Source organism: Serratia quinivorans, from assembly GCF_946227985.1.
GTDB classification, from domain to species: domain Bacteria; phylum Pseudomonadota; class Gammaproteobacteria; order Enterobacterales; family Enterobacteriaceae; genus Serratia; species Serratia quinivorans_A.
The window spans coordinates 97,895-121,191 of record NZ_CAMKGL010000015.1; the positions used below are offsets into that span (position 1 = coordinate 97,895).

20 protein-coding genes are annotated in these 23,297 nt (G+C 53.1%); 9 read left to right on the forward strand and 11 right to left on the reverse strand.

What is annotated here, in order from left to right; all coding sequences use genetic code 11:
- Nucleotides 1-123 precede the first annotated feature (123 nt).
- A complete protein-coding gene (locus OCH02_RS24075; protein ID WP_261433314.1) occupies nucleotides 124-1,785 on the forward strand; it encodes an AsmA family protein in 1,662 nt (553 codons plus the stop codon).
- 37 nt (nucleotides 1,786-1,822) lie between these two features.
- Here the strand turns inward: OCH02_RS24075 and fabY are convergent, their stop codons facing one another.
- The 5 genes from fabY to typA form a co-directional block, all read right to left on the reverse strand.
- A complete protein-coding gene (fabY, locus tag OCH02_RS24080; protein WP_261433315.1) occupies nucleotides 1,823-2,770 on the reverse strand; it encodes a fatty acid biosynthesis protein FabY in 948 nt (315 codons plus the stop codon).
- 23 nt (nucleotides 2,771-2,793) lie between these two features.
- Nucleotides 2,794-3,231: a D-aminoacyl-tRNA deacylase gene (dtd, locus tag OCH02_RS24085; protein WP_261433316.1), complete on the reverse strand. Its 438-nt coding sequence runs from the start codon at nucleotides 3,229-3,231 to the stop codon at nucleotides 2,794-2,796.
- Complete coding sequence (locus tag OCH02_RS24090) at nucleotides 3,228-4,118, reverse strand: virulence factor BrkB family protein (RefSeq protein WP_261433318.1); 891 nt, start codon at nucleotides 4,116-4,118, stop codon at nucleotides 3,228-3,230. Before OCH02_RS24090 ends, dtd begins: the two co-directional genes overlap by 4 nt.
- Nucleotides 4,119-4,167: 49 nt before the next feature.
- Nucleotides 4,168-4,758 carry a glucose-1-phosphatase gene (gene yihX, locus OCH02_RS24095; protein ID WP_261433319.1) on the reverse strand — a complete coding sequence of 197 codons (591 nt, stop codon included), beginning with the start codon at nucleotides 4,756-4,758 and terminating at the stop codon, nucleotides 4,168-4,170.
- Nucleotides 4,759-4,922: 164 nt separating this feature from the next.
- On the reverse strand, nucleotides 4,923-6,746 hold the full coding sequence (gene typA / locus OCH02_RS24100; protein ID WP_012147548.1) for a ribosome-dependent GTPase TypA: 1,824 nt from the start codon (nucleotides 6,744-6,746) through the stop codon (nucleotides 4,923-4,925).
- A 370-nt stretch (nucleotides 6,747-7,116) separates the two neighbouring features.
- Between typA and glnA the strand changes: the two genes are divergently transcribed.
- From glnA to OCH02_RS24120, 4 genes are all read left to right on the forward strand, one after another.
- Entirely contained in the window at nucleotides 7,117-8,526 is a 1,410-nt protein-coding gene (glnA, locus tag OCH02_RS24105; RefSeq protein ID WP_012147549.1) for a glutamate--ammonia ligase, read from the forward strand.
- Between the two features lie 183 nt (nucleotides 8,527-8,709).
- Nucleotides 8,710-9,759, forward strand: a complete 1,050-nt coding sequence (glnL, locus tag OCH02_RS24110; RefSeq protein WP_261112868.1) for a nitrogen regulation protein NR(II) — start codon at nucleotides 8,710-8,712, stop codon at nucleotides 9,757-9,759.
- Between the two features lie 8 nt (nucleotides 9,760-9,767).
- The gene (gene glnG, locus OCH02_RS24115) at nucleotides 9,768-11,180 is read left to right on the forward strand and encodes a nitrogen regulation protein NR(I) (RefSeq protein ID WP_012147551.1); all 1,413 of its coding nucleotides are present in this window, start codon (nucleotides 9,768-9,770) and stop codon (nucleotides 11,178-11,180) included.
- 113 nt (nucleotides 11,181-11,293) lie between these two features.
- Nucleotides 11,294-11,416, forward strand: coding sequence for a YshB family small membrane protein (locus tag OCH02_RS24120; protein WP_261433320.1), 123 nt, complete (start codon nucleotides 11,294-11,296; stop codon nucleotides 11,414-11,416).
- A 47-nt stretch (nucleotides 11,417-11,463) separates the two neighbouring features.
- On the opposite strand, the gene hemN is transcribed toward OCH02_RS24120, so the two are convergent.
- Together hemN and yihI are read right to left on the reverse strand one after the other, a co-directional pair.
- Complete coding sequence (gene hemN / locus OCH02_RS24125) at nucleotides 11,464-12,837, reverse strand: oxygen-independent coproporphyrinogen III oxidase (RefSeq protein ID WP_261433321.1); 1,374 nt, start codon at nucleotides 12,835-12,837, stop codon at nucleotides 11,464-11,466.
- Nucleotides 12,838-13,143: 306 nt separating this feature from the next.
- Nucleotides 13,144-13,695, reverse strand: a complete 552-nt coding sequence (yihI, locus tag OCH02_RS24130) for a Der GTPase-activating protein YihI (protein WP_174355317.1) — start codon at nucleotides 13,693-13,695, stop codon at nucleotides 13,144-13,146.
- A 748-nt stretch (nucleotides 13,696-14,443) separates the two neighbouring features.
- Here yihI and yihA point away from each other — a divergent pair.
- Nucleotides 14,444-15,094, forward strand: coding sequence for a ribosome biogenesis GTP-binding protein YihA/YsxC (gene yihA, locus OCH02_RS24135; RefSeq protein WP_112349269.1), 651 nt, complete (start codon nucleotides 14,444-14,446; stop codon nucleotides 15,092-15,094).
- 534 nt (nucleotides 15,095-15,628) lie between these two features.
- Here yihA and polA read toward each other — a convergent pair.
- On the reverse strand, nucleotides 15,629-18,433 hold the full coding sequence (polA, locus tag OCH02_RS24140) for a DNA polymerase I (RefSeq protein ID WP_261433322.1): 2,805 nt from the start codon (nucleotides 18,431-18,433) through the stop codon (nucleotides 15,629-15,631).
- A 504-nt stretch (nucleotides 18,434-18,937) separates the two neighbouring features.
- Between polA and OCH02_RS24145 the strand changes: the two genes are divergently transcribed.
- Nucleotides 18,938-19,828: an acyltransferase gene (locus OCH02_RS24145; protein ID WP_261433336.1), complete on the forward strand. Its 891-nt coding sequence runs from the start codon at nucleotides 18,938-18,940 to the stop codon at nucleotides 19,826-19,828.
- A 44-nt stretch (nucleotides 19,829-19,872) separates the two neighbouring features.
- Here OCH02_RS24145 and dsbA read toward each other — a convergent pair whose 3' ends face one another.
- The 3 genes from dsbA to OCH02_RS24160 all read right to left on the reverse strand — a co-directional run bounded on the left by dsbA (nucleotide 19,873) and on the right by OCH02_RS24160 (nucleotide 21,886).
- Nucleotides 19,873-20,496 (reverse strand): thiol:disulfide interchange protein DsbA, encoded by a 624-nt coding sequence (gene dsbA, locus OCH02_RS24150; RefSeq protein WP_135318566.1) that lies wholly within the window; start codon nucleotides 20,494-20,496, stop codon nucleotides 19,873-19,875.
- A gap of 29 nt (nucleotides 20,497-20,525) precedes the next feature.
- Nucleotides 20,526-21,512, reverse strand: coding sequence for a serine/threonine protein kinase (locus OCH02_RS24155; RefSeq protein ID WP_261433328.1), 987 nt, complete (start codon nucleotides 21,510-21,512; stop codon nucleotides 20,526-20,528).
- Between the two features lie 104 nt (nucleotides 21,513-21,616).
- Complete coding sequence (locus tag OCH02_RS24160) at nucleotides 21,617-21,886, reverse strand: YihD family protein (protein ID WP_012147559.1); 270 nt, start codon at nucleotides 21,884-21,886, stop codon at nucleotides 21,617-21,619.
- A gap of 152 nt (nucleotides 21,887-22,038) precedes the next feature.
- Here OCH02_RS24160 and mobA point away from each other — a divergent pair, with 152 nt between their 5' ends.
- A complete protein-coding gene (mobA, locus tag OCH02_RS24165) occupies nucleotides 22,039-22,632 on the forward strand; it encodes a molybdenum cofactor guanylyltransferase MobA (RefSeq protein WP_261433330.1) in 594 nt (197 codons plus the stop codon).
- On the forward strand, nucleotides 22,625-23,143 hold the full coding sequence (gene mobB / locus OCH02_RS24170; RefSeq protein ID WP_261433331.1) for a molybdopterin-guanine dinucleotide biosynthesis protein MobB: 519 nt from the start codon (nucleotides 22,625-22,627) through the stop codon (nucleotides 23,141-23,143). The genes mobA and mobB overlap by 8 nt, the downstream gene beginning before the upstream one ends.
- Nucleotides 23,144-23,297: the final 154 nt, after the last annotated feature.

The window sequence follows — 23,297 nt, forward strand, 5'->3', positions numbered from 1 at the left end:
ACTCCGACGATTAAACGGTCGCTCGCGGCCGTTTTTTATTGCCTATCAGACCATTGCACTTGAGATGCCCGGCCAATTGCGGCATAAACAGGGTATCTTTTTTGACCGACGCGGATGTAGACGATGAAATTTATCGGGAAACTGTTGCTGACGTTACTGCTGCTGGTAGTGCTTGCCATTGCGCTGTTGTACATCATAGGGCAAACCCGTTGGGCTGCGGGCTGGTTGAGCCGCTGGGTTAGCGATAACAGTGAATATCGCCTGTCGGTAGCGAAGATCTCGCACTCGTGGGACCAACCGGGTCAAATCAGCCTGGAAGACGTTCAGTTAGCGACAAAGAATCAGCCACCCTCGCTGGTCGCCAAGCGACTGGATCTCGGCCTCAGCCTGCGCCAACTTACCGAGCCGCGTTATTTCCATAGCGTAACGCTACGCGAGGGTACGCTTAAGTTACCTCAGCAGAATGCTGTATTGCCGTTACGGGCCGATGTACTGCAACTGAGCAATATGGCGCTGCAATCCAACGATGAAACCTGGCAGCTTAATGCCCAACAGGTCAATGCCGGTATTACGCCATGGCAACCGAAGGCCGGTCATCCATTGGGTGAAAACCATCAGTTCCAGTTCAGCGCCGGTTCTATGACGCTGAACGGCATCCCCGCCTCACAGGTATTGGTACAAGGCGAACTCAAACAAAACCAGTTGCTGCTCAGTAACTTCGGTGCCGACCTGGCGCAAGGTGACTTGACTGGCGTAGCGACCCGTGCCGCCGATGGCAGCTGGCAGGTGGAACGCCTGCGGCTAAGCGGCGTGCGCTTTCAGACCCCCCTGACGCTGGAACAGTTCTGGCAGCGCTTTACTGCCCTGCCGCCGATCACGCTAAAACGTTTTGACCTGATCGATGCTCGGCTGGAAGGTAAAGAGTGGGCATTCAACGACCTTGACCTGTCGCTGCAAAATGTCACCTTCCAGCAGGGCGACTGGAGCAGTCCGGACGGTTCGCTGAACTTCAATGCCAGCGATCTGATAAACGGCAGTTTCCACCTGATTGATCCGATCATGAATATGCGGCTCTCGCCGGCCGGCATTGCCATTCAACAGTTCACCACCCGTTGGGAAGGTGGACTGTTGCGCACTTCCGGCAACTGGCTGCGCGCCAACAACCGGCTGCAACTCGATGAGGTAGCGGTCGCCGCATTGGAATACACATTGCCAATCGACTGGCGCGAGCTATGGTTGCGACAACTCCCGCACTGGTTGGCGGAGGTGTACGTCAACAAGCTGACCACCAACCGCAACCTGATCATCGATATCAATCCGGCCTTTCCGTTCCAGCTAACCGCGCTGGACGGCTACGGCAGTAATCTGCTGCTGGCACGCGACCACCAATGGGGCATCTGGTCCGGCACGCTGAATCTCAACGCTAGCGAAGCAACCTTCAACAAAATCGATGTTCGTCGACCATCGCTGGCGCTGAACGCCAATGACAGCCAAATTAACGTCACCGATCTCAGTGCCTTTATGCCGCAGGGCTTGCTGGAGGCCAAAGCCACCGTTGAGCAACTGCCGGGCAAACCCTTCACGCTGTCGCTGAACGGGCGCTCGGTACCGGTGAACACGCTACAACAATGGGGATGGCAACAGGTACCACTGGAAGGCGACGGCAACCTGCAATTACAGTTGAAAGGCTTGCTAAGCAGCGATGGGCCGTTCAAGTCTTCTTTGCAGGGCCGGTTACAGGCCACCAGCAAGGCGGGACAAACGTTGGAGCAACAACTGCCTTGAGTTTGAAGTGGCCCTCTCAGCACAGAGGGCCACAGTATCAACCTTCGATCGCCTCGCAACCGCCCTGGTCCAGGGGCACTTCCGGCTCGGCGGGCAGCACCATATAAGTGCCTTCAAACACCGCCCCTCGGTCATCGTCACCGAACAGGTGGACTTCAGCCTGCACTCGAGCACGACGACCACGCGCCAGACGCGCCAAGTCACCGCTCAACGAACTGAGATCCGCCACCGCGCGCGGCCGACCGGTGATCGGCTTGCTGTAACGAATATGGGCATCCGCCAGAATAATAGTGCCGCCCAAATGGCGCTCACGCAGCAGCAACCAGATTAATCCCCAGGCGGTCAATGTCGCCAACGAGAACAGGCTACCGGCGAACAGCGTATGATGCGGGTTCTGGTTGCCTATCTCCGGCATGGTGGTGACAAAGCGTTGCCCCGTGTATTGGCTAATGCGCACGCCCATCTTCTCACTGAGTGGAATATGATCGTACCAGGCCTGTTGCAGCTGGCCGCACCAGTCGGGGCGATGCAGAATATCGTCCAGCGTCGCCACGGGTTTTATCATCAGGAAGTGACGAATCGGCGTGGTCTGCGGCGCAGTGATCTCACCCTGATTGACAAAACCCAGTTTGGCAAAGAAATCCACCGCATCTTCACGGGCGCTACACACTACACGCTTCACGCTTTCCTGGCGTGCCACGGACTCCAGTGTCATGGCCACCAGCGTACCCAGCCCCTTGTCCTGCACCGTCGGGTCTACTGCCAGAAAACGAATCGCGGCTTCGTTGTCGGCATTAATATACAGCCGCCCAATCGCGACAATTTTTCCGGCCTCGTCCACCACCATTTGGTGATGCGCCATGGCGTCATAGGCATCCTTTTCCGACCCCACCGGCTGGTGCAGCGGCTTGCGCAGCATTTCCCAGCGGAACTGGTAATAATCCTTCAGTTCTTGTTCTGTTACCGGTACTCGTAGGTGATACATAGACGCCTTCTCTTTGAAAATACTTAAACCTGAAGCCAAAACGTCACCGGGCCATCGTTCACCAGCGCGACTTTCATGTCCGCGGCGAATTCACCGGTTTGGGTTTCTATGCCGCGCTCGCGGCACTGGCCAACAAAATATTGGTATAACCGATCGGCGACCAAAGGTTGCGCACCCCGTGAGAAGCTCGGGCGCATGCCTTTTTGCGTATCGGCCACCAGCGTGAACTGCGAGACCACCAGCAGGCTGCCCCCTGCCTGTTGGACATTGAGATTCATCTTGTCGTTCTCATCGCCAAAGATGCGATACCCCAGAACACGTTCACACAGACGCACGGCCTTCTGCTCGTTATCGTCCTGCTCCACGCCCAATAACACTAACAAACCTGGACCGATGTTGCCTACCGTCTGGCCTTCGACCGTGACGCTGGCATTTAATACCCGTTGAATTAACGCAATCATAACTGCCCTTCTGGTGGCTGAGCCTGTTGTTCCGCCTTCTGTCGGCGGTAGTCGCGGTATTCCCCTATGGTCACCGTGATTTCTGCACCGAGTAACACGATACACCAGCTCCAGTAGACCCAGAGGAATAAAATGGGGATCACCGCCAGCACGCCGTAAATCAACTGATAAGACGGGAACATGGTGACGTACAGCGCAAAACCCTTCTTGCCCAGCTCAAATAACACCCCGGCCACCAGCGCACCAATCAATGCATCCTTGGGCGGCACCCGCACCGTCGGCACAATGCAATACAGCAGCCAGAACGATATCCATGACAGGATCAGCGGAAATATACGCAATACCTGATCAACCAGGCTGTTAACACCGGTTTGCGCCAACCAGTTAAGCGACAGCAGATAGGAACTGATCGCCATGCTGGCACCGACCAACAGTGGCCCCAGGGTCAGTACCATCCAGTACACCGCGAAAGAAAACACGATTGGACGCGTGTTTTTGCTGCGCCAGATGGTGTTTAGCACGCTGTCCACCGAGGAGATCAACAGCAGTGCGGTGACAATCAACCCGCAAGTGCCGACGGCAGTCATCTTGTTGGAGTTGGCGACAAACTGCTCCAGATAACTTTGGATCACATTGCCGGCGGCAGGCATGAAGTTGGAAAAGATGAAGCTCTTCAGTTGGACGCTGATATCGGAGAACATCGGGAAGGCAGCAAACAACGCGAAGACTACGGTCACCAGTGGCACCAGCGACAGCAGGGAGACGTAAGCCAAATGGCCTGCCAGCATAGTCAGGCCATCGCTGTCGACGCGTTTGATCAGCAGCCGCCCAAAGGTGACGCTGGGTTTGATCGCTGAGGGTAGCCTCTTGCGGCGGAAAAATGACATAGCCACTCCTTGATGTCAGTTTATACGCCTTAAGCTTAACCCTTCGTGGTCATTGGGCAAAATAAGCCGGCACCACGTCACTATCGGTCACGTGCACCCCTTTAATACCCAACGCCTCAGCCGCGGCCACATTAGCCGCCACGTCATCAAAAAATACCGCCTGCTCGGGAGGGGTATTTTCTGCGCTTAACACGTGCTGATAGATGTTGGCGTCCGGTTTGCGCATACCGATATCCTGAGACAGGTACAGATGATCGGCGGCTTCGGCCACTTGTGGGTAATGCTGTGGCCAATAGTTGCAGTGCAGGCGGTTGGTATTCGACAGCACCACCACACGGTGACCTTCGCTACGCAGGCGTTTCATGATGTCGATCACTTCCGGGCGCAGGGCGACAAACACCGCCTGCCAACCGGTAGCGAACTGTTCGAAACTGAGGGCGATGCCCATCTCTTCACTGAGTTGCCCGGCAAAATCTTCATCGCTGATTTCACCACGCTCATGCTGTTGGAACAACTCGCCCATAGTGAAACGTTCGGACAAGACCGCCAATGGCGTACCGCTTAAATTACTCCATACACCCAGTACACGTTTGAAATCGATATCGACGATCACATTACCTAAATCAAAGATATACAGCATAGTCCTCTCCTGATGGGCCGGTGAGATTTTACTGTAGCGGGAAAAGCAGAGGCTGAATAGAGAGCAGGTGGAAAAGCGTATAGCACGCGGCAGAAATGGGAAAAGACAGAGGAAAAAACTCAGGGCGCTGGACGCGCCCTAAGTGTTGCAGACTAAATCAGCGATTAAGCTTCTTTAGGACCGCGGCTTGCACGCTTACGATCGTTTTCAGTCAGGTGACGTTTACGAATACGTACGGACGTTGGGGTAACTTCTACCAGTTCGTCATCATCGATGAACTCCAGAGCTTGCTCCAGGGACATTTTGATAGCAGGAACCAGGGTAGTCGCTTCGTCAGTACCGGAAGCACGCATGTTGGTCAGCTTCTTACCGGTCAGGCAGTTCACGGTCAGGTCGTTAGAACGTGAGTGAATACCGATGATCTGGCCTTCATACACTTCTGCACCGTGACCCAGGAACAGCTTGCCGCGATCTTGCAGACCGAACAGGGCGAATGCTACTGCCTTGCCCTGGCCGTTAGAGATCAGCACGCCGTTCTGACGCTGGCCGATTTCACCCTGGCGCACGTCATCGTAGTGGCTGAAGGTGGAATACAGCAGACCGGTACCGGAAGTCATGGTCATGAATTCGGTACGGAAACCGATCAGGCCACGCGCAGGGATCAGGTAATCCAGGCGAATACGACCTTTGCCGTCTGGGATCATGTCCTTAACGTCACCTTTGCGCTCACCCATGGCTTGCATGACTGAACCCTGGTGCTGTTCTTCGATATCCAGCGTCACGTTTTCGAATGGCTCTTGCATGCGGCCATCGATTTTACGGTTGATAACTTTAGGACGGGAAACCGCCAGCTCGAAACCTTCACGACGCATGTTTTCGATCAGAACCGACAGGTGAAGTTCACCACGGCCAGATACGCGGAATGCATCAGCATCTTCGGTTTCTTCAACACGCAGTGCCACGTTGTGCACCAGCTCTTTGTTCAGACGGTCGAGGATCTGACGTGAAGTCACGTACTTGCCTTCTTTACCACAGAACGGAGAGGTGTTGACGTTGAAATACATGGTTACCGTCGGTTCATCAACAGACAGTGCCGGCAGCGCTTCAACCGCGTTCACATCACAGATGGTATCAGAGATGTTCAGCTCGCCCAGACCGGTGATAGCGATGATGTCACCCGCTTCAGCGATAGGCGCTTCGATACGCTCCAGACCCATGTGGGTCAGAACCTTGGCAACTTTACCGTTGCGGGTTTTGCCTTCGCTATCAATGATAGTGATCTGCTGGTTCGGCTTGACCTTACCACGCTTGATACGGCCGATGCCGATAACGCCAACGTAGTTGTTGTAGTCCAGCTGAGAGATCTGCATCTGGAACGGTGCTTCGAGCTCAACCTGCGGTGCAGACACGTGGTCTACGATCGCTTGATACAGCGGGGTCATGTCTTCCGCCATCTCGTTGTGGTCAGTACCCGCGATCCCCATCAGTGCAGAAGCATAGATGATTGGGAAGTCGAGCTGCTCGTCGGTCGCGTCGAGGTTAACGAACAGGTCGAAGACCTGATCAACAACCCAATCAGGACGTGCGCCCGGACGGTCAACCTTGTTGATTACCACGATCGGCTTCAGACCATTAGCAAACGCTTTTTTGGTCACGAAACGGGTTTGCGGCATTGGGCCATCCATTGCATCCACAACCAGCAGCACCGAGTCAACCATTGACATCACACGCTCAACCTCACCGCCGAAGTCGGCGTGTCCTGGGGTATCCACGATGTTGATGCGGTAGTCTTTCCAATTAATGGCGGTGTTTTTAGCGAGGATGGTAATCCCACGCTCTTTCTCCAAATCGTTGGAGTCCATTACGCGTTCGGTGGCTTCTACACGCTCTCCGAAAGTACCGGATTGTTGCAGCAGCTTATCAACCAGGGTGGTCTTACCATGGTCAACGTGGGCAATAATGGCGATGTTACGCAAATTTTCGATCACAGCTTTGCCTCAGGCATTAGAAATAGCGCGCTATTGTACACGTATTAAGCGAGGGACTAAACAAGATCACAACAGTCTCTTATAAACAACTGTGTACAGGTCAGTATGTGATCCCTTTCACGGTGCAAAAAGCAGCATCTGGTGCACTTTTGCACCATTACAGTGCCCCACCGCCCATTGATTGCACCATTTAAGTGCAAAACGTCACTGATGGTGCATACTGATTCTGTGCAAAAGCCGCGCAGAAAGGCGATTAAAGCGCTTTCGCAAAGTTGGCACAGTTTTCGCTTTAGTCTTTTCAAGACAAAAAAAGCCAGTTCCACAGATTCGTTCCACGACGAAGACAATGACAAATCCGGGAGAGTTAAGTATGTCCGCTGAACACGTTTTGACGATGCTGAATGAGCATGAAGTGAAATTCGTAGACCTGCGTTTCACTGACACCAAGGGTAAGGAACAGCACGTTACCATCCCTTCTCATCAGGTAAATGCCGACTTCTTCGAAGAAGGTAAAATGTTTGACGGCTCCTCGATCGGTGGTTGGAAGGGCATCAATGAATCTGACATGGTGCTGATGCCAGACGCCAGCACGGCGGTATTGGATCCGTTCTTCGAAGAATCCACGCTGATCATTCGCTGCGACATCCTCGAGCCAGGCACCATGCAGGGCTACGACCGTGACCCACGTTCAATCTCCAAGCGTGCAGAAGACTTCCTGCGTTCTTCCGGCATCGCGGACACCGTGTTGTTCGGGCCTGAGCCAGAATTCTTCCTGTTCGATGATATTCGTTTCGGCAGCAGCATCCGTGGTTCCCACGTAGCTATCGACGATATCGAAGGCGCATGGAACTCCGGCACCAAATACGATGGCGGCAACAAAGGTCACCGTCCGGCAGTCAAAGGCGGTTACTTCCCGGTTCCTCCGGTCGACTCGTCACAGGACATCCGTTCTACCATGTGTTTGACCATGGAAGAAATGGGCCTGGTGGTTGAAGCGCACCACCACGAAGTGGCAACTGCAGGTCAAAACGAAGTGGCAACCCGCTTCAACACCATGACCAAGAAAGCCGACGAAATCCAAATCTACAAATACGTGGTTCACAACGTGGCTCACGCATTTGGTAAAACCGCGACCTTCATGCCGAAACCTATGTTCGGTGATAACGGCTCCGGTATGCACTGCCACATGTCACTGTCCAAGAACGGGACCAACCTGTTCGCCGGCGACAAATACGGCGGCCTGTCTGAAACTGCCCTGTTCTACATCGGCGGCATCATCAAGCACGCCAAAGCGATCAATGCCCTGGCCAACCCGACCACCAACTCTTACAAACGTCTGGTCCCAGGCTACGAAGCACCGGTGATGCTGGCTTACTCAGCCCGTAACCGTTCTGCTTCCATCCGTATCCCAGTGGTAGCCAGCCCGAAAGCGCGCCGTATCGAAGCCCGTTTCCCGGATCCAGCGGCCAACCCATACCTGTGCTTCGCAGCTCTGCTGATGGCAGGCCTGGACGGTGTGATTAACAAAATCCACCCTGGCGATGCCATGGACAAAAACCTGTATGACCTGCCACCGGAAGAAGAAGCTGAAATTCCAAAAGTTGCAGGCTCTCTGGATGAAGCGCTGGCTGCACTGAGCGAAGACCGCGAGTTCCTGACCCGTGGTGGCGTATTCACCGACGACGCGATCGACGCTTACATCGATCTGCGTAAAGAAGAAATGGACCGCGTTCGCATGACGCCACACCCGGTTGAGTTCGAACTGTACTACAGCGTTTAAGTTTTACCGCGCCGTCTGCGGACGGCGCTCAGATTTAGTTGTCTTTTTTGTTGCCGTGGAAACTTTCTGCCCATCTTCGGATGGGTTTTTTTCTCCACCGTATTTTCTGCAAAACTATTCCGTACCGCACGCATGGCGGATGGAGTAGGATAGATGCACTAAAAAGGTGCAGGAGTCTGCTATATGGCAACTGGCAAGCTGCCCGATGCTGGGCAGATCCTCAATTCTCTCATCAACAGCATCCTGCTGTTGGATGACTCGCTGGCCGTTCATTACGCCAATCCGGCAGCACAACAACTGCTGGCACAAAGTTCCCGTAAACTTTTCGGTACACCGTTACCCGATCTGCTCGGCTATTTCTCGCTGAATGTCGATCTGATGCGTGAGAGCCTGCGCGCTGGTCAGGGCTTTACCGATAGCGAAGTGACCCTGGTGGTTGACGGGCGTGCGCATATCCTCTCCCTGACCGCTCAGACGCTATCTGAAGGCTATATCCTGATCGAACTGGCGCCCATGGATAACCAACGCCGCCTGAGTCAGGAACAGTTGCAGCACGCCCAGCAGGTTGCCGCCCGCGATCTGGTTCGCGGCCTGGCGCATGAGATTAAAAATCCGCTTGGCGGGCTGCGCGGTGCGGCACAGCTGCTGGCCAAGGCTCTGCCCGATCCGTCGCTGACCGAATACACCAAGGTGATCATTGAGCAGGCCGACCGCCTGCGCAATCTGGTCGATCGCCTGCTGGGCCCGCAACGGCCGGGCCAGCACATTACTCAGAGTATTCACCAGGTGGCGGAGCGAGTCTGCCAACTGGTGTCGCTGGAGAAGCCGGATAACGTGACGCTGGTGCGCGACTACGACCCGAGCCTGCCGGAGTTGGCGCACGACCCGGACCAAATCGAACAGGTGTTGCTGAACATCACTCGCAATGCGCTGCAGGCGCTGGGTGACGCCGGCGGTACCATCACGCTGCGCACCCGTACCGCATTCCAGATCACCCTGCACGGCACCCGCTACCGGTTAGCGGCACGTATCGATATTGAGGATGACGGCCCTGGCGTACCGGCGCAGTTGCAGGACACGCTGTTTTACCCAATGGTCAGCGGCCGCGAAGGCGGAACCGGCCTGGGTTTATCCATCGCCCGTAATCTTATCGATCAGCATTGCGGAAAAATTGAATTTAACAGTTGGCCAGGACATACCGAATTCTCGGTTTACCTGCCTATTCGCCAGTGAGGTTTTCTATGCAACGAGGGATAGTCTGGATCGTCGATGACGATAGCTCCATCCGCTGGGTGCTTGAGCGCGCGCTCACTGGAGCGGGCGTGAGTTGCGTGACCTTTGAAAATGGCAATGCGGTACTGGAAGCCTTGGCCACGCAAACTCCTGACGTGTTGCTGTCTGACATCCGCATGCCGGGTATGGATGGTCTGGCGTTGCTCAAGCAGATCAAGCAGCGTCACCCGATGCTTCCGGTCATCATAATGACGGCGCATTCGGATTTGGACGCCGCGGTCAGTGCCTACCAGCAAGGGGCGTTCGATTATCTGCCAAAACCCTTTGATATCGATGAAGCGGTTGCGCTGGTAGAACGCGCCATCAGCCATTATCAGGAACAGCAACAACCGGCACGCAGCCAGCCTGCCAACGACCCGGTGGCGGACATTATCGGCGAAGCCCCGGCGATGCAGGACGTGTTCCGCATCATTGGCCGCCTGTCGCGTTCATCGATCAGCGTGCTGATCAACGGCGAATCCGGCACCGGTAAAGAACTGGTGGCCCATGCCCTGCATCGCCACAGCCCGCGAGCCAAATCTCCGTTTATCGCGTTGAATATGGCGGCGATCCCTAAAGACCTGATCGAATCCGAGCTGTTCGGCCACGAGAAAGGGGCTTTTACCGGCGCCAATCAGATCCGTCAGGGCCGTTTTGAGCAGGCCGACGGCGGGACACTGTTCCTGGATGAAATCGGCGATATGCCGCTGGATGTTCAAACCCGTTTACTGCGTGTGCTGGCAGATGGTCAATTCTACCGGGTCGGTGGATACGCACCGGTGAAGGTGGACGTGCGCATTATCGCCGCCACCCACCAGAACCTGGAGCTGCGGGTACAGGAAGGTAAATTCCGTGAAGATTTGTTCCATCGCCTGAACGTCATTCGCGTACATCTGCCACCGTTGCGTGAACGTCGTGAAGACATACCGCGTCTGGCGCGCTACTTCCTGCAAGTGGCGGCAAAAGAGCTGGGCGTTGAGGCGAAGAATCTGCATCCTGAAACCGAAACCGCCCTGACCCGCCTGCCTTGGCCAGGTAACGTGCGTCAGTTGGAAAACACCTGTCGCTGGTTAACCGTCATGGCCGCCGGGCAGGAAGTGCTGATTCAGGATCTGCCGAGTGAGCTGTTTGAAACCGCAGCGCCGGAAACGGCCGGCCACAGCTTGCCGGACAGTTGGGCTACGCTGCTGGCGCAGTGGGCCGACCGGGCACTGCGTTCCGGTCATCAAAACTTGCTGTCGGAAGCGCAACCGGAAATGGAGCGCACTTTGCTCACTACCGCGCTGCGCCATACCCAGGGGCATAAGCAGGAAGCCGCTCGCTTGCTGGGTTGGGGCCGCAATACGTTAACGCGCAAGTTGAAAGAGTTGGGAATGGAATAGTTTGCGTTGTTAATTATAGAAAACACAATCAAGCGCACAAAAAATCGGCTATTCCAGGCTTTACAGCCGCTCTGCCGGCAGTATGATCGGGGCGCACACTCTGGAGGCTCTCGATGCTGGACTCATTTGTCGCATTCATTTCCCAAGGCGCGGAGCTTGGCTCTGCCGCCAGCCACACGCCGCAGGCAGCCGTTGCTGCGGTGCTGTGCGCAGCACTGATTAATTTCTTCAGTTGAATTTATAATTGAAAAAATGGCCGCTAATGCGGCCGTTTCTTTATCGATCAAATAACCCGAGAGAATTGCTGAGTGCGCGCCTGCTGCCGCAGGTAGATATCAAAACACATGCAAATATTGCGGATCAGCAACCGACCACGTGGCGTGACGTAGATCCCCTGTTCGTCACGCTCCACCAGCCCATCGCGTTCAAACGGTGCCAGCAGTTGCAGGTCTTCGGCAAAATAGTCGGCGAAGTCGATAGCGAACTGTTGTTCTATTGCCAGATAGTCCAGTTTGAAATTGCAGATCAGCGTTTTGATCACCTCACGCCGCAGGCAGTCGTCCTCCGTCATCGCCAGGCCGCGCCATAAGGCATTTCCCTGCGCCTCAACGCTACTGTAATAGGTCTTCAGTTCTTTCTGGTTCTGAGCATAGCTGTCGCCCAGCATGCTGATGGCAGACACGCCCAGCCCCAGCAAATCGCTGTCACCCTGAGTGGTGTATCCCTGGAAGTTGCGGTGCAGTTTCCCTTCGCGCTGTGCCACAGCCAGTTCATCATCCGGGCGGGCAAAGTGGTCCATGCCGATAAACTGATAGCCGGACTCAGTCAGCGAGGCGATGGTCTGCTGCAGGATATCCAGTTTCTGCTGCGCACTCGGCAAATCCGCATCTTTGATTTTGCGTTGGGCTGCAAACAGGTTCGGCATATGGGCGTAGTTGAATACGCTGAGGCGATCCGGGTTGAGTTCCGCCACCCGCTGCAGGGTGTAAGCAAAGCTCTCCGGCGTCTGTTTTGGCAGCCCGTAGATCAGATCAATATTGGTGGAGTTAAAGCCCAACGCCTTGGCGCGAGCGATCAGAGCGAAGATAAAGGTTTCATCCTGCTCACGGTTCACCAGCCGCTGCACTTCTTTATTGAAATCCTGTACCCCCATGCTCAGGCGGTTAAAGCCTTCGCAGCGTAAATGATCGAGCACATCCAGCTCAATCTCGCGCGGATCGACTTCGATCGACATTTCCAAATCGGGCAGAAAATCAAAGTGTTGGCGCAGCATTGCCACCAGCTTGCTGATTTGCGACTTGCTCAGGTAAGTCGGTGTGCCGCCACCCCAATGCAACTGACCGACTTTACGCCCGGCAAACAGAGGCGCGCGATGGGCGATTTCCTGTGCCAGCACCGCCAGATATTCATCGGCCTTATGCGTCTGACGCGTCACTAGCTTGTTGCAGCCACAGAAATAGCAGAGTTTGTGGCAGAAAGGGATATGCACATACAGCGACAGCGGACGTTCTGGATAGCGCGCAGCAGCGCGTTGAAACGCCGCTTCGTCATAGCCCTGGTTGAACTCCAGCGCTGTGGGGTATGAGGTATAACGTGGCCCTGAATAGTTATATTTCTGGATCAGGGCCAGATCCCAGACAATTGCCTGCTCTGACATGCTCACTCCTTCCGGTATCCCCTTTATCTTTTAAACTGCAGGGGTGTTGGCTGCTTTCACTCACCCCAGTCACTTGGTTTACCAAGCTCCAGGGGATTCGTTCTGTTGCCGCCTACCTGCAACTTAAAATCTGTCGGGTTTCTTTTTCCTACCGGGCCGGGAAATGGGCAGTTGTCTACGCTGTCTGGCCGCGGAAGCGCTGCGAAAACGCGTTTTGCGTTTAGACAGCCGCCATAGTTTACCGAATAACCACAGCAGATAACACATCAAGAGTAGGGCTATTGTCAGGATCAGCCACATGACGCGTTAAATTACGTCTTTTGGGTTACCGCCTTTCAGCAGTTTCAGGATATCTTCCCGCTTCTCTTCTTCTTCTTCGTCGTCATCACCCAATTCAATGCCCAATTGCTCCATCAGGGCATCGATACGATCCAGCGTCTGATCAACATATGTCTGATCTTCGGCGCTCAGAGTCTCGCCGTCATCAATGCGATCCAGCAGTGCGTCAAGACGCTCATCATTTTCCAGCTTGGCCAGTTCTTCTTCCGGCGTCAAACGTGGCTTAGGCTTGGCTTCAGCTTTCGGCTTGGGTTGCGGTTTGGCTTTTGGTTTATCTTCAACCACCAGCGCTACCGGCACTTTGCTGCCAATACGTGGATCTTTGGCCTGAGCCGCCGCTTTATTTTTTTGATTAGCAGACTCAACCTGGGTGCGAGAACCGGAAGCGAGACCACGGCGTTTTTTCGCACGCTTGTGTTCACGGGCTTCCTGATCGAGCTCCGCACGGCTTTTCTTTTTGTTTTTCGGCGTCGCCGCGCTGCTGCGTGGGGCGCGAGGTGCTTTTGATGGCTGGTTCATAGCGTATGCTCTTAGGTATGTAGATTCAGTATAGAGATAGATGCTATACGATTGCGGCGGAATCTAGCAGAAAGCGGACAAAGAAAAAAGGCGGCAGGTTAAACCCGCCGCCTATTTGCACCCTCTTTCGAAGGATATTCCTGCTACGCGCTCCGTGCGTACACTCAACATCCTGGTTTTTCCTTTTGCTATAAACGCATTCCCTGCCGCACTACGTCCTTCATCCTGAAAGAAAAATCGTCCATGGCACAATCCATGCGCATCCACTCTTCCTGAGCGCGCTTCCCGCGGGCATCCAAATTGCAGTGACTTCACCATCCTTGTGCTATTCGCATATTCAGATGCAAATAGGTCAATTCCTTCTGGGTTCATCCTGGTACTCCAGCACTTCCTGTGCACGCCATGAGATTTATCACCCTTCCCGGATGTTCCTTAATCCTGCACAGCCCTGTGCTGCAATCTACTTTACGCTATCGGGAATTAGGCTCAAGGTAGCTATCGGGCAATTGGCATAACAAAAAATACAACGGAGAATTAACATTCTGTTTTTAAAGGTAAAGAATAAAAACAGCTTTCGAATAAAGCGACATTGCCCCCTATTCGAATGGCGAATGTCTCACAAGCTCACTTAGGCCTGACTGCCACGCCCTGCTGGCTCGATGCTTAAAAACAGAGAAACACACCATTTTTACCGCTGATGCAGTTATAATCGCCAACCAGTTAGCCATCCTTGCGGAGACGAAAAATTTTGACCAGCAAGAATTACAATTATCATGTGACCCATTTCGTCACCAGTGCGCCCGATATTCGCCATCTTCCGGGGGATGAAGGTATTGAAGTTGCGTTCGCCGGTCGCTCTAATGCCGGTAAGTCCAGCGCGTTAAATACCCTGACCAACCAGAAAGGCCTGGCGCGTACCAGTAAAACGCCGGGCCGTACCCAGCTGATTAACCTGTTTGAAGTGGAAGAAGGCATTCGCCTTGTCGACCTGCCGGGTTATGGCTACGCTGAAGTTCCTGAAGAGATGAAACGCAAATGGCAGCGTGCGCTGGGTGAATACCTGCAGATGCGTAACTGCCTGAAAGGCCTGGTGGTGCTGATGGATATCCGCCATCCGTTGAAAGATCTCGACCAACAGATGATTCAGTGGGCCGTCGATGTCGGTACGCCGGTCATGATCCTGCTGACCAAAGCGGACAAGCTGGCATCTGGCGCGCGCAAGGCGCAGCTCAATATGGTGCGTGAAGCGGTAGTGCCGTTTATGGGCGATATCCAGGTTGAAGCCTTCTCCTCCCCGAAAAAAATCGGCGTCGACAAGCTGAGCCAGAAACTGAACACCTGGTTTAACGAGATCCCACCGGAAGTGCTGCCGGAAGATGACGACACCGCCGGCGAATAACAACGCCCCAGGTGCCGCAGTAGCCGATGTGGAAACGCATCGGCTTTTTTACGCCTGCGATCCGCAAAGTCAGCTTTTTTTCGTTATCTAATTACAGTTTTGACTGAAATCCATCATAAATTCTTATGACCATTTAACGATGGGAACCCAGCGGATGAGCAAATTCAGGGGAGCGAACGGGGAAAAAGTGTTTCGGAGAGAATAGGAAAAACTTATGGCGTGGCTTTGTTTTTACAATAAAAAACGCCCCAGTCAATACTGACTGGGGCGGCTAAATATTCAGCCAAATCCGATTACGTGAAGTAAAAGGTCTGAAAGATAGAACATCTTACCTCTGTACCCTACGCGAGTAACTTTACATGATTTTTTCGCAGTGCAAAAGAATTTTTTGTAGTTTACTTACACAGTTTAGTGCGTAATAACGGCGAGGTTGCGGAAACAATCGCCGTATCTTGTAGCTTAATTACAAAAACTGCTTAGGTTATCGCCAGTTAGCACAGCTATTGAAGGGCTAGCTGACGAATCACCGCATTATCAGTGAGCTTCATCCCAATTGGCACCCACGCCAACGTCGACTTTCAGCGGTACGGCCAACGTCATGCTGTTTTCCATCAGCTCACGAATACGCTGGTTGGACTCCTCAATCACCGACTCATGAACCTCGAATACCAATTCATCGTGTACCTGCATAATCATACGCACCAGTGGCTTCTCCTGAGCTTGCAGCCAGGCGTCCACTTCGATCATCGCACGTTTGATTATATCGGCTGCCGTCCCTTGCATTGGGGCGTTAATCGCCGCTCGCTCAGCCGCCTTACGACGCATGCCGTTACTGGAACTGACATCCGGCAGATACAGACGGCGGCCATCCAGCGTGCTGACGTAGCCCTGACTGGCGGCCTGCTGGCGGGTGCGTTCCATATACTCGAGTACGCCCGGATAACGTTCGAAGTAAAGATCCATATAGCGCTGCGCTTCACCTCGAGGGATCCCTAACTGACGCGCCAGACCAAATGCGCTCATGCCATAAATCAGACCGAAGTTAATCGCCTTGGCACTGCGGCGCTGTTCGTTGGTCACTTTATCGAGCGGCAGGCCAAACACCTCAGCCGCCGTGGCGCGGTGGATATCCTCACCAGCCGCAAAGGCTTTCAGCAACCCCTCATCCTGTGACAAGTGAGCCATAATACGCAGTTCAATTTGCGAATAGTCGGCAGCAACAATGCGGTAGCCTTCAGGGGCAATAAATGCCTGACGGATACGCCGCCCTTCGTCGTTACGCACCGGAATATTCTGCAGGTTGGGATCGCTGGAAGAGAGACGCCCGGTAGCCGTCACTGCCTGATGATAAGAGGTATGTACCCGACCACTCACCGGGTTAATCATCAGCGGCAGCTTGTCGGTATAGGTGGTTTTCAACTTCGCCAAGCCGCGGTATTCCAGGATCACCTTCGGTAAAGGATAATCCAGCGCCAACTCAGCCAGTACTTCTTCGTTGGTCGAAGGCGCACCACCCGGAGTTTTCTTCAGTATTGGCAGCTTTTGTTTTTCGTACAGGATCGCCTGCAACTGTTTGGTCGACGCCAGGTTGAAAGGCTCTTCCGCCAGTTCATGGGCCTGAATTTCCAACTCAGCCAGACGCTTGGTCAATTCAATGGAATGGGTGGCCAAAATGCTTTGATCAATCAGCACCCCGGTTCGCTCGATATGCGACAACACCGGCAACAGCGGCATTTCAATCTGATTGAAAACCGTCAACAGCTCAGCGCTTTCCTTCAATTGCGGCCACATCGCCAAATGTAATTGCAGCGTCACGTCGGCATCTTCAGCCGCGTAAGGTGCTGCCTGCTCCAGTGCAATCTGGTTGAAGGTGAGCTGCTTTTTACCCTTACCGGCAATCTCTTCGAAGGTCACGGTTTTATGACCAAGGTAACGATCGGACAAGCTGTCCATATCGTGACGGCCGCCCACGCTGTCCAGCACATAGGACTCCAGCATGGTATCAAAGGCAATACCGCGCAGCGTAATGTCATAACGCGCCAGCAGGCTCATATCAAACTTCAGGTTTTGCCCGACCTTCAGCGCTTTCTCGTCTTCCAGCAGCGGCTTCAGCGTGGCCAACACATGAGCGCGATCCAACTGCGTCGGCGCATCAAGATAGTCATGAGCCACCGGCAGATAAGCGGCTTCACCCGGAGCAATGGCAAATGACAGACCGATAAGGTTAGCGGTCAGGGTATCCAGGCCGTCAGTTTCGGTATCAAACGCGAACACTTCGGCTTTTTTCAGTTTTTCCAGCCACTCAGCGAAAGTGTCTTCATCCAGAATGGTGACGTAACCCTCTTGCGACAGCGTCGCTTCTGCCGGGGCTTTTCCGGTTTCAGCCACTGCACTGGCAGAAGATTTCGCCGCGCTGGTAGCTTTCACACCGGTACCTTTCTTGCCCTCCAGCCAAACGCCGGCTTCGACATCTGCCAGCCAGCGCTTAAATTCATACTGTTTGAACAACTGCTGCAACGTATCGACGTCCAGCGGAGACACCTGGAGATCGGCGCAGGTAATATCCAGCTCGACGTCAGTTTTGATAGTGGCCAGCTTGTAAGAGAGGTATGCCATCTCTTTGTTCTGTTCCAGTTTGGCCGCCATGGTCTTAGCTCCACGGAAGCTGAGTGTGGCGATACTGTCCAGATTCGCGTAGAGCACATCCAGCCCACCCAGGCCCTGTAACAGCCCCTGCGCGGTCTTCTCACCCACGCCCGGTACGCCTGGGATGTTATCCGAGGCATCCCCCATCAGCGCCAGGAAGTCGATAATCAGCTCCGGTGGAATACCGTATTTGTCACACACTTCCTGCGGGCCGAGAATGGTGTTGTTCATGGTATTGATCAAGGTGACGTTCGGCGTAACCAGCTGCGCCATGTCTTTATCGCCGGTGCTGATCAATACCGCATGGCCGGCCTTTTCAGCTTCCAGCGCCAGCGTGCCTATGACATCGTCGGCTTCGACGCCGGGCGTGACCAACAGCGGCAGCCCCATGGCCTTGACCATTTTGTGCAACGGCTCGATTTGCGCGCGCAGATCGTCCGGCATCGGCGGCCGGTGTGATTTGTATTCTGCAAACAGCTCATCACGGAAGGTTTTTCCTTTGGCATCAAACACCACCGCAACATGGCTTGGCTGGTACTGCAGCAATAAGCTGCGCAGCATATTCAGCACGCCGTACATTGCCCCGGTCGGTTCACCCGCGGAGTTGGTCAGCGGAGGGAAGGCGTGGTAAGCGCGGTAGAGGTAAGAGGAACCGTCAACCAGGATTAATGGGTTTTCTGCAATTTGAGCCATAGCGTTACTTTATCTTTATCGTGATCGGACATGGCGGTAAGCATGCCATAGCTGGCCGCTGGAGACGAACCTTAGCGTGCACTGAAGATGAAAATCATGTGATCTTGCGAAGCGATCCGCAAGATCCTGCCTGTGGATAACTTTGTGCATAGAAAAGACAGCAAATTATAACGATGCGTTTATCGTTATAAGTGGAAATAAAATTCTTATTAAAATCACTGCGTTAAATTGCGTTATTTTAACTGAGGGTAATTATCGACTTTTACACAATTTGTGGATATATCTTGCACCCAATTTTAATGGCACTATTTATCAAGTTTGGCGCCTCAATTACCATAGCACAAGATGAGCAAGTTGCACGAAAACGCAGCAAATGCCTATTTCCTCCTCCTTAAAACAGTTACTGTTAACGAGCGCTTTCCCTCTATGGTTTCTGTTAAAATATTTTTTTGTTCATGCATACCGGCATGTAACGCTGTTGCCATCAACCGTCAGCCCATAACCATGCCAAGATTGTTATCCCCTGTTATTTTTATACTTTCTGCCCTGCTCGCCATTTTGGTGACCGTACTCTGTTCAGTCCCCATCACGCTGGCTGGCATCATTAAGCTACTGGTGCCCTTTCCTGCCGTCTGGCGACGAATCTCAGCCTTTGCCGATTTTATGATGTGGTGTTGGTGCGTAGGGTTGGCACTGCTATTACGTATTAACTGGCAATTGCGTTGGGATATTGAAGGGCTGGAAGGACTGGAACGGAAAAACTGGTATCTGCTGATCAGCAATCACGAAAGCTGGTCAGATATTGTGGTGCTGTGCGTGTTGTTCCGTAACCATATTCCAATGAATAAATACTTTCTTAAGCAACAGCTAGCCTGGGTGCCCTTTGTCGGCCTGGCCTGCTGGGCGCTGGATATGCCATTCATGAAACGTTATTCACGTGCCTATTTGCTTAAACACCCAGAAAAACGCGGTAATGACATCGAAACCACACGACGTTCCTGCGAAAAATTCCGTAAGCGTCCCACCACCATCGTCAATTTTGTGGAAGGATCGCGCTTTACTGAAGCTAAGAAAATTAAAACCAACTCACCCTACCGCAATTTACTGGCCCCAAAAGCCGCTGGCATAGCTTTTACACTCAGTGCATTAGGCAAGCAGTTCGATAAAGTGTTAAATGTCACCCTGCTTTATCCTGAAAATACTGAGCGGCCTTTTCTGGATATGCTGTGCGGGCGATTGAAACGCGTGGTGGTAAGAATTGAACTGCTGCCAGTCGATGAAACCATGCATGGCGATTACTTTAACGATAAGCAGTTTAAGCGTCGTTTCCAGCTTTGGTTGAATACACTCTGGCAGGATAAAGACCGATTGCTGGATAAGTTAAAACAACCGTAAAGTAAAAAAGCCGGCTTAGCCGGCTTTTTTACTTTAAATCTCGGTTACTTCTGCTGGCTGAGGAATTTAACCACTTCGGCGAATTGCTTCACGTAAGCATCCATCGAGCTGGTATCCAGTCCGTCATTTTTAACCATGTATTTGCCGTTAACAAATACCGCTGGCACGCCACGCAGTTGCAGATCTTCTGCAGCTTTCTCCTGTTGAACCACCAGGGATTTAACCACGAAGCTGTTCAAGGCCCCATCATAATCAGCCGCACTCACGCCAGCCTTCACAAACACATTGCGGATATCATCCGGAGTTTGCACGGTCTGGGTTTTCTGCACCGCTTCAAACATCAGCGGGCTAACTTTATCTTCCACACCCAGCGCCATTGCCACAGCCCATGCCTGAGTCAGTTGTTTACCCAACGGCCCCAGGAATTCAACGTGGTACTTGGTCATTTTAGTGCCCGCAGGCAGCGCTTTTTTCACATTTTCGGAAACGTGATATACCTGCTCAAACTGATAGCAGTGTGGGCAATAGAAGGAAAAGAACTCCAGTACCTGAGGTTCACCGGTCACCGGCTTATCCAGGGTTACGTACTGAGCACCATCGCTAAATTGCGCAGCTGAGGCACTGAATGCCATTACCATGCCAACGAGTGCCAACCATATTTTCTTCATAAGACTAAACTCTCCATTGTGTTAAAGCTTCAATACATTGGCATCAGCTGCAGAGGGGGTTCCTGCAACAGCTTAACCTGCTCGGTGAATGCCGCCGTCTGAGATAACCAAAAATCAGACTCCGCCATCCACGGAAAACTTTTAGGAAACGCGGGATCTTGCCAACGCCGAGCAACCCATGCCAGGTAGTACACCATACGCATGGCCCGCAACGGCTCGATCAACGCTAATTCACTTTGATCAAACTCGGCAAACTCGGAGTAAGCTTCCAGCAAAATATCTAACTGCATCAGGCGATCGCGACGTTCACCATGCAACAGCATCCACAGATCCTGTATTGCCGGCCCATTTCGTGCGTCATCCAGATCAACAAACAACGGGCCATCACGCCACAGGATATTGCCCGGGTGGCAATCACCGTGCAAACGTCGTGGTTGCCAGTCCAAATGCCAATGTTGTTTAATTGCCTCGATCAACCTGTCGGTCGCATTCAGGAAATTGTCGCGCTGGGCCTTAGGCAACAGTTCACAACTAGCCAACACCTTACGGGGCGCAGTGAGATATTCCTCAATGCCGATTGTCGGACGTTCTACAAACAGGCTTTCACTACCTACCTGATGAATACGTCCCAGGAAACGCCCCACCCACTCCAGTTGATCGAGATTATCGATTTCATACTGCCGCCCGCCAACGCTGGGAAATACAGTAAACAAAAAACCGCTGTGCGTATGCAGCGTTTTCCCTTGCAGGACCAGTGGTGCAACCGCCGGGATCTCCGCCATGGCAAGATCATGAGAGAACTGGTGTTCTTCACCAATTTGCTCTGCGCTCCAGCGTTCGGGCCGATAAAACTTCACCACGTAACGCTTACGATCTTCGTCCATAAACTGGTAGACGCGGTTTTCATAGCTGTTAAGCGCTGTCAGCCCGGAATCTACACGCAGACCAATGCCCTCCAACGCGTCCATAATCAGGTCGGGCGACAGGGTCTGAAAATTAAAAGCTGAGTTGTTCATAACAACATTCGGTTTCTTTTGGTGACACCACTGTGCCGGGAATGAGAAATAGTAGCATTAATGGCAGGTTTCACGAGTAACTGGTTCACCTTACCGCACGAATGCTAATCCTTTATCACCCCACGGGCGCGAAGCAATGCCGTTTTGAAGTCTTCTTCGTAATCCTTTTTCAAACCGGGGATCTGTTCGGTGCCGGCGCTACCGCGCATTTTCAGGTGATAGATCAGGATATCATCGCTCAGGTCGGCCAGATTGCCCTGGAAACCGGCTTCCTGTGCCAGTTTTTGCAAAAACGGGATAAGGTTGAGATCCGGATCTTCCTGCCAGGCTGGCTGTAGCAGCTCAATCAGCTCATTTACGCGGTGCGTTTTCATCGCAATATCATCCAATAGAATCAATAAACACACAAAGTAACAGGCTTAACAACGCAGTGAAAGAAGCAGCTTGTCAATAAAGGTAAATCCTGATGTCGCACCGTCTTTAGCGCTACAATCAGGGCGTTAGCCATAAATTCAGGATGATAGATATGCATGAGGACATTACCGGCATTATTTTAGCCGGTGGGCGCGCCACGCGTATGAGCGGAGAAGATAAAGGTCTGATTCAGATTGCCGGTATACCACTGTATCAGTACGTACTTTCTCGGCTACGCCCACAGGTAGGCCAGATAGTTATCAGTGCCAATCGCAATCAGGCACGCTATGGCGAAAGCGGCCAGCCAATCATCAGCGATCTGACTCCTGACTTTTCTGGCCCGCTAGCAGGCATGCTGGCCGGATTGAAACACGCGAGCACCGAATGGGTCGTTTTTGTCCCCTGCGACGTCCCCGATTTTCCCGCTACGCTGGTTGATCAACTCTGGCAACAGAAAGGCAGTGCTCTGGCCGCCTATGCCAGCGATGGAGCGCGGGCACACCCCACTCTGGCATTGTTGCATACCAGCCTGGCGCCTCAGTTGAAAGAGTATCTGGACCGTGGGGAGCGCAAGTTGATGTTGTTCCTGGATGCGGCAGGTGCGCGACAAATAGCGTTCAGTGGCCAACAAACGGCATTCCATAATCTTAATACCCCGGAAGACTGCCTGCGCTGGCAGCAGGAAAAAGGACTCACCGATGCATAATGCTCTTCCCCCCTTACTGGCGATTGCTGCCTATAGCGGAACGGGTAAAACCACGCTGCTTAAGCAATTAATTCCTTTATTAAAGCAGCGGGAAGTCCGCGTAGGACTGATCAAACATACGCATCATGATATGGATGTGGATACACCAGGCAAAGACAGTTATGAACTTCGCAAAGCAGGTGCCGACCAAACCTTGGTCGCCAGCGATCGTCGCTGGGCCTTAATGACTGAAACGCCGGAACAGCAACCGTTGGATCTTCAGTATCTGGCCAGTCGTTTTGATCGTAGCAAGGTGGATATGATTTTAGTAGAGGGGTTTAAACATGAGCCCATTAGTAAAATTATTCTCTATCGTGAAGAGATAGGCAGGCCGCTTGAAGATATGTTGGATGAGTTTGTTATCGCCGTTGCCAGCGATAAATCGATAGCGGTCAAGACAAGCTCCTTAGATCTCAACCAGCCGGAGAGCATTGCCGATTTCATCACCGAATGGCTGAAAGGCGCCGCGTAGCGGCGTCTGTTTTTGTTTTTCGCACACAGCAAAAAGGCCATCCTTGCGGATGGCCTCTTGGCTTAATTGATGCCTGGCAGTGTCCTACTCTCGCATGGGGAGACCCCACACTACCATCGGCGCTACGGCGTTTCACTTCTGAGTTCGGCATGGG

Excerpts from the sequence above, each read along its gene's own strand:
- OCH02_RS24075 (WP_261433314.1), top strand. The coding sequence starts at position 124 with ATGAAATTTATCGGGAAACTGTTGCTGACGTTACTGCTGCTGGTAGTG.
- fabY (WP_261433315.1), bottom strand. The coding sequence starts at position 2,770 with ATGTATCACCTACGAGTACCGGTAACAGAACAAGAACTGAAGGATTAT.
- dtd (WP_261433316.1), bottom strand. The coding sequence starts at position 3,231 with ATGATTGCGTTAATTCAACGGGTATTAAATGCCAGCGTCACGGTCGAA.
- OCH02_RS24090 (WP_261433318.1), bottom strand. The coding sequence starts at position 4,118 with ATGTCATTTTTCCGCCGCAAGAGGCTACCCTCAGCGATCAAACCCAGC.
- yihX (WP_261433319.1), bottom strand. The coding sequence starts at position 4,758 with ATGCTGTATATCTTTGATTTAGGTAATGTGATCGTCGATATCGATTTC.
- glnA (WP_012147549.1), top strand. The coding sequence starts at position 7,117 with ATGTCCGCTGAACACGTTTTGACGATGCTGAATGAGCATGAAGTGAAA.
- glnL (WP_261112868.1), top strand. The coding sequence starts at position 8,710 with ATGGCAACTGGCAAGCTGCCCGATGCTGGGCAGATCCTCAATTCTCTC.
- glnG (WP_012147551.1), top strand. The coding sequence starts at position 9,768 with ATGCAACGAGGGATAGTCTGGATCGTCGATGACGATAGCTCCATCCGC.
- OCH02_RS24120 (WP_261433320.1), top strand. The coding sequence starts at position 11,294 with ATGCTGGACTCATTTGTCGCATTCATTTCCCAAGGCGCGGAGCTTGGC.
- hemN (WP_261433321.1), bottom strand. The coding sequence starts at position 12,837 with ATGTCAGAGCAGGCAATTGTCTGGGATCTGGCCCTGATCCAGAAATAT.
- yihI (WP_174355317.1), bottom strand. The coding sequence starts at position 13,695 with ATGAACCAGCCATCAAAAGCACCTCGCGCCCCACGCAGCAGCGCGGCG.
- polA (WP_261433322.1), bottom strand. The coding sequence starts at position 18,433 with ATGGCTCAAATTGCAGAAAACCCATTAATCCTGGTTGACGGTTCCTCT.
- OCH02_RS24145 (WP_261433336.1), top strand. The coding sequence starts at position 18,938 with ATGCCAAGATTGTTATCCCCTGTTATTTTTATACTTTCTGCCCTGCTC.
- dsbA (WP_135318566.1), bottom strand. The coding sequence starts at position 20,496 with ATGAAGAAAATATGGTTGGCACTCGTTGGCATGGTAATGGCATTCAGT.
- OCH02_RS24155 (WP_261433328.1), bottom strand. The coding sequence starts at position 21,512 with ATGAACAACTCAGCTTTTAATTTTCAGACCCTGTCGCCCGACCTGATT.
- OCH02_RS24160 (WP_012147559.1), bottom strand. The coding sequence starts at position 21,886 with ATGAAAACGCACCGCGTAAATGAGCTGATTGAGCTGCTACAGCCAGCC.
- mobA (WP_261433330.1), top strand. The coding sequence starts at position 22,039 with ATGCATGAGGACATTACCGGCATTATTTTAGCCGGTGGGCGCGCCACG.
- mobB (WP_261433331.1), top strand. The coding sequence starts at position 22,625 with ATGCATAATGCTCTTCCCCCCTTACTGGCGATTGCTGCCTATAGCGGA.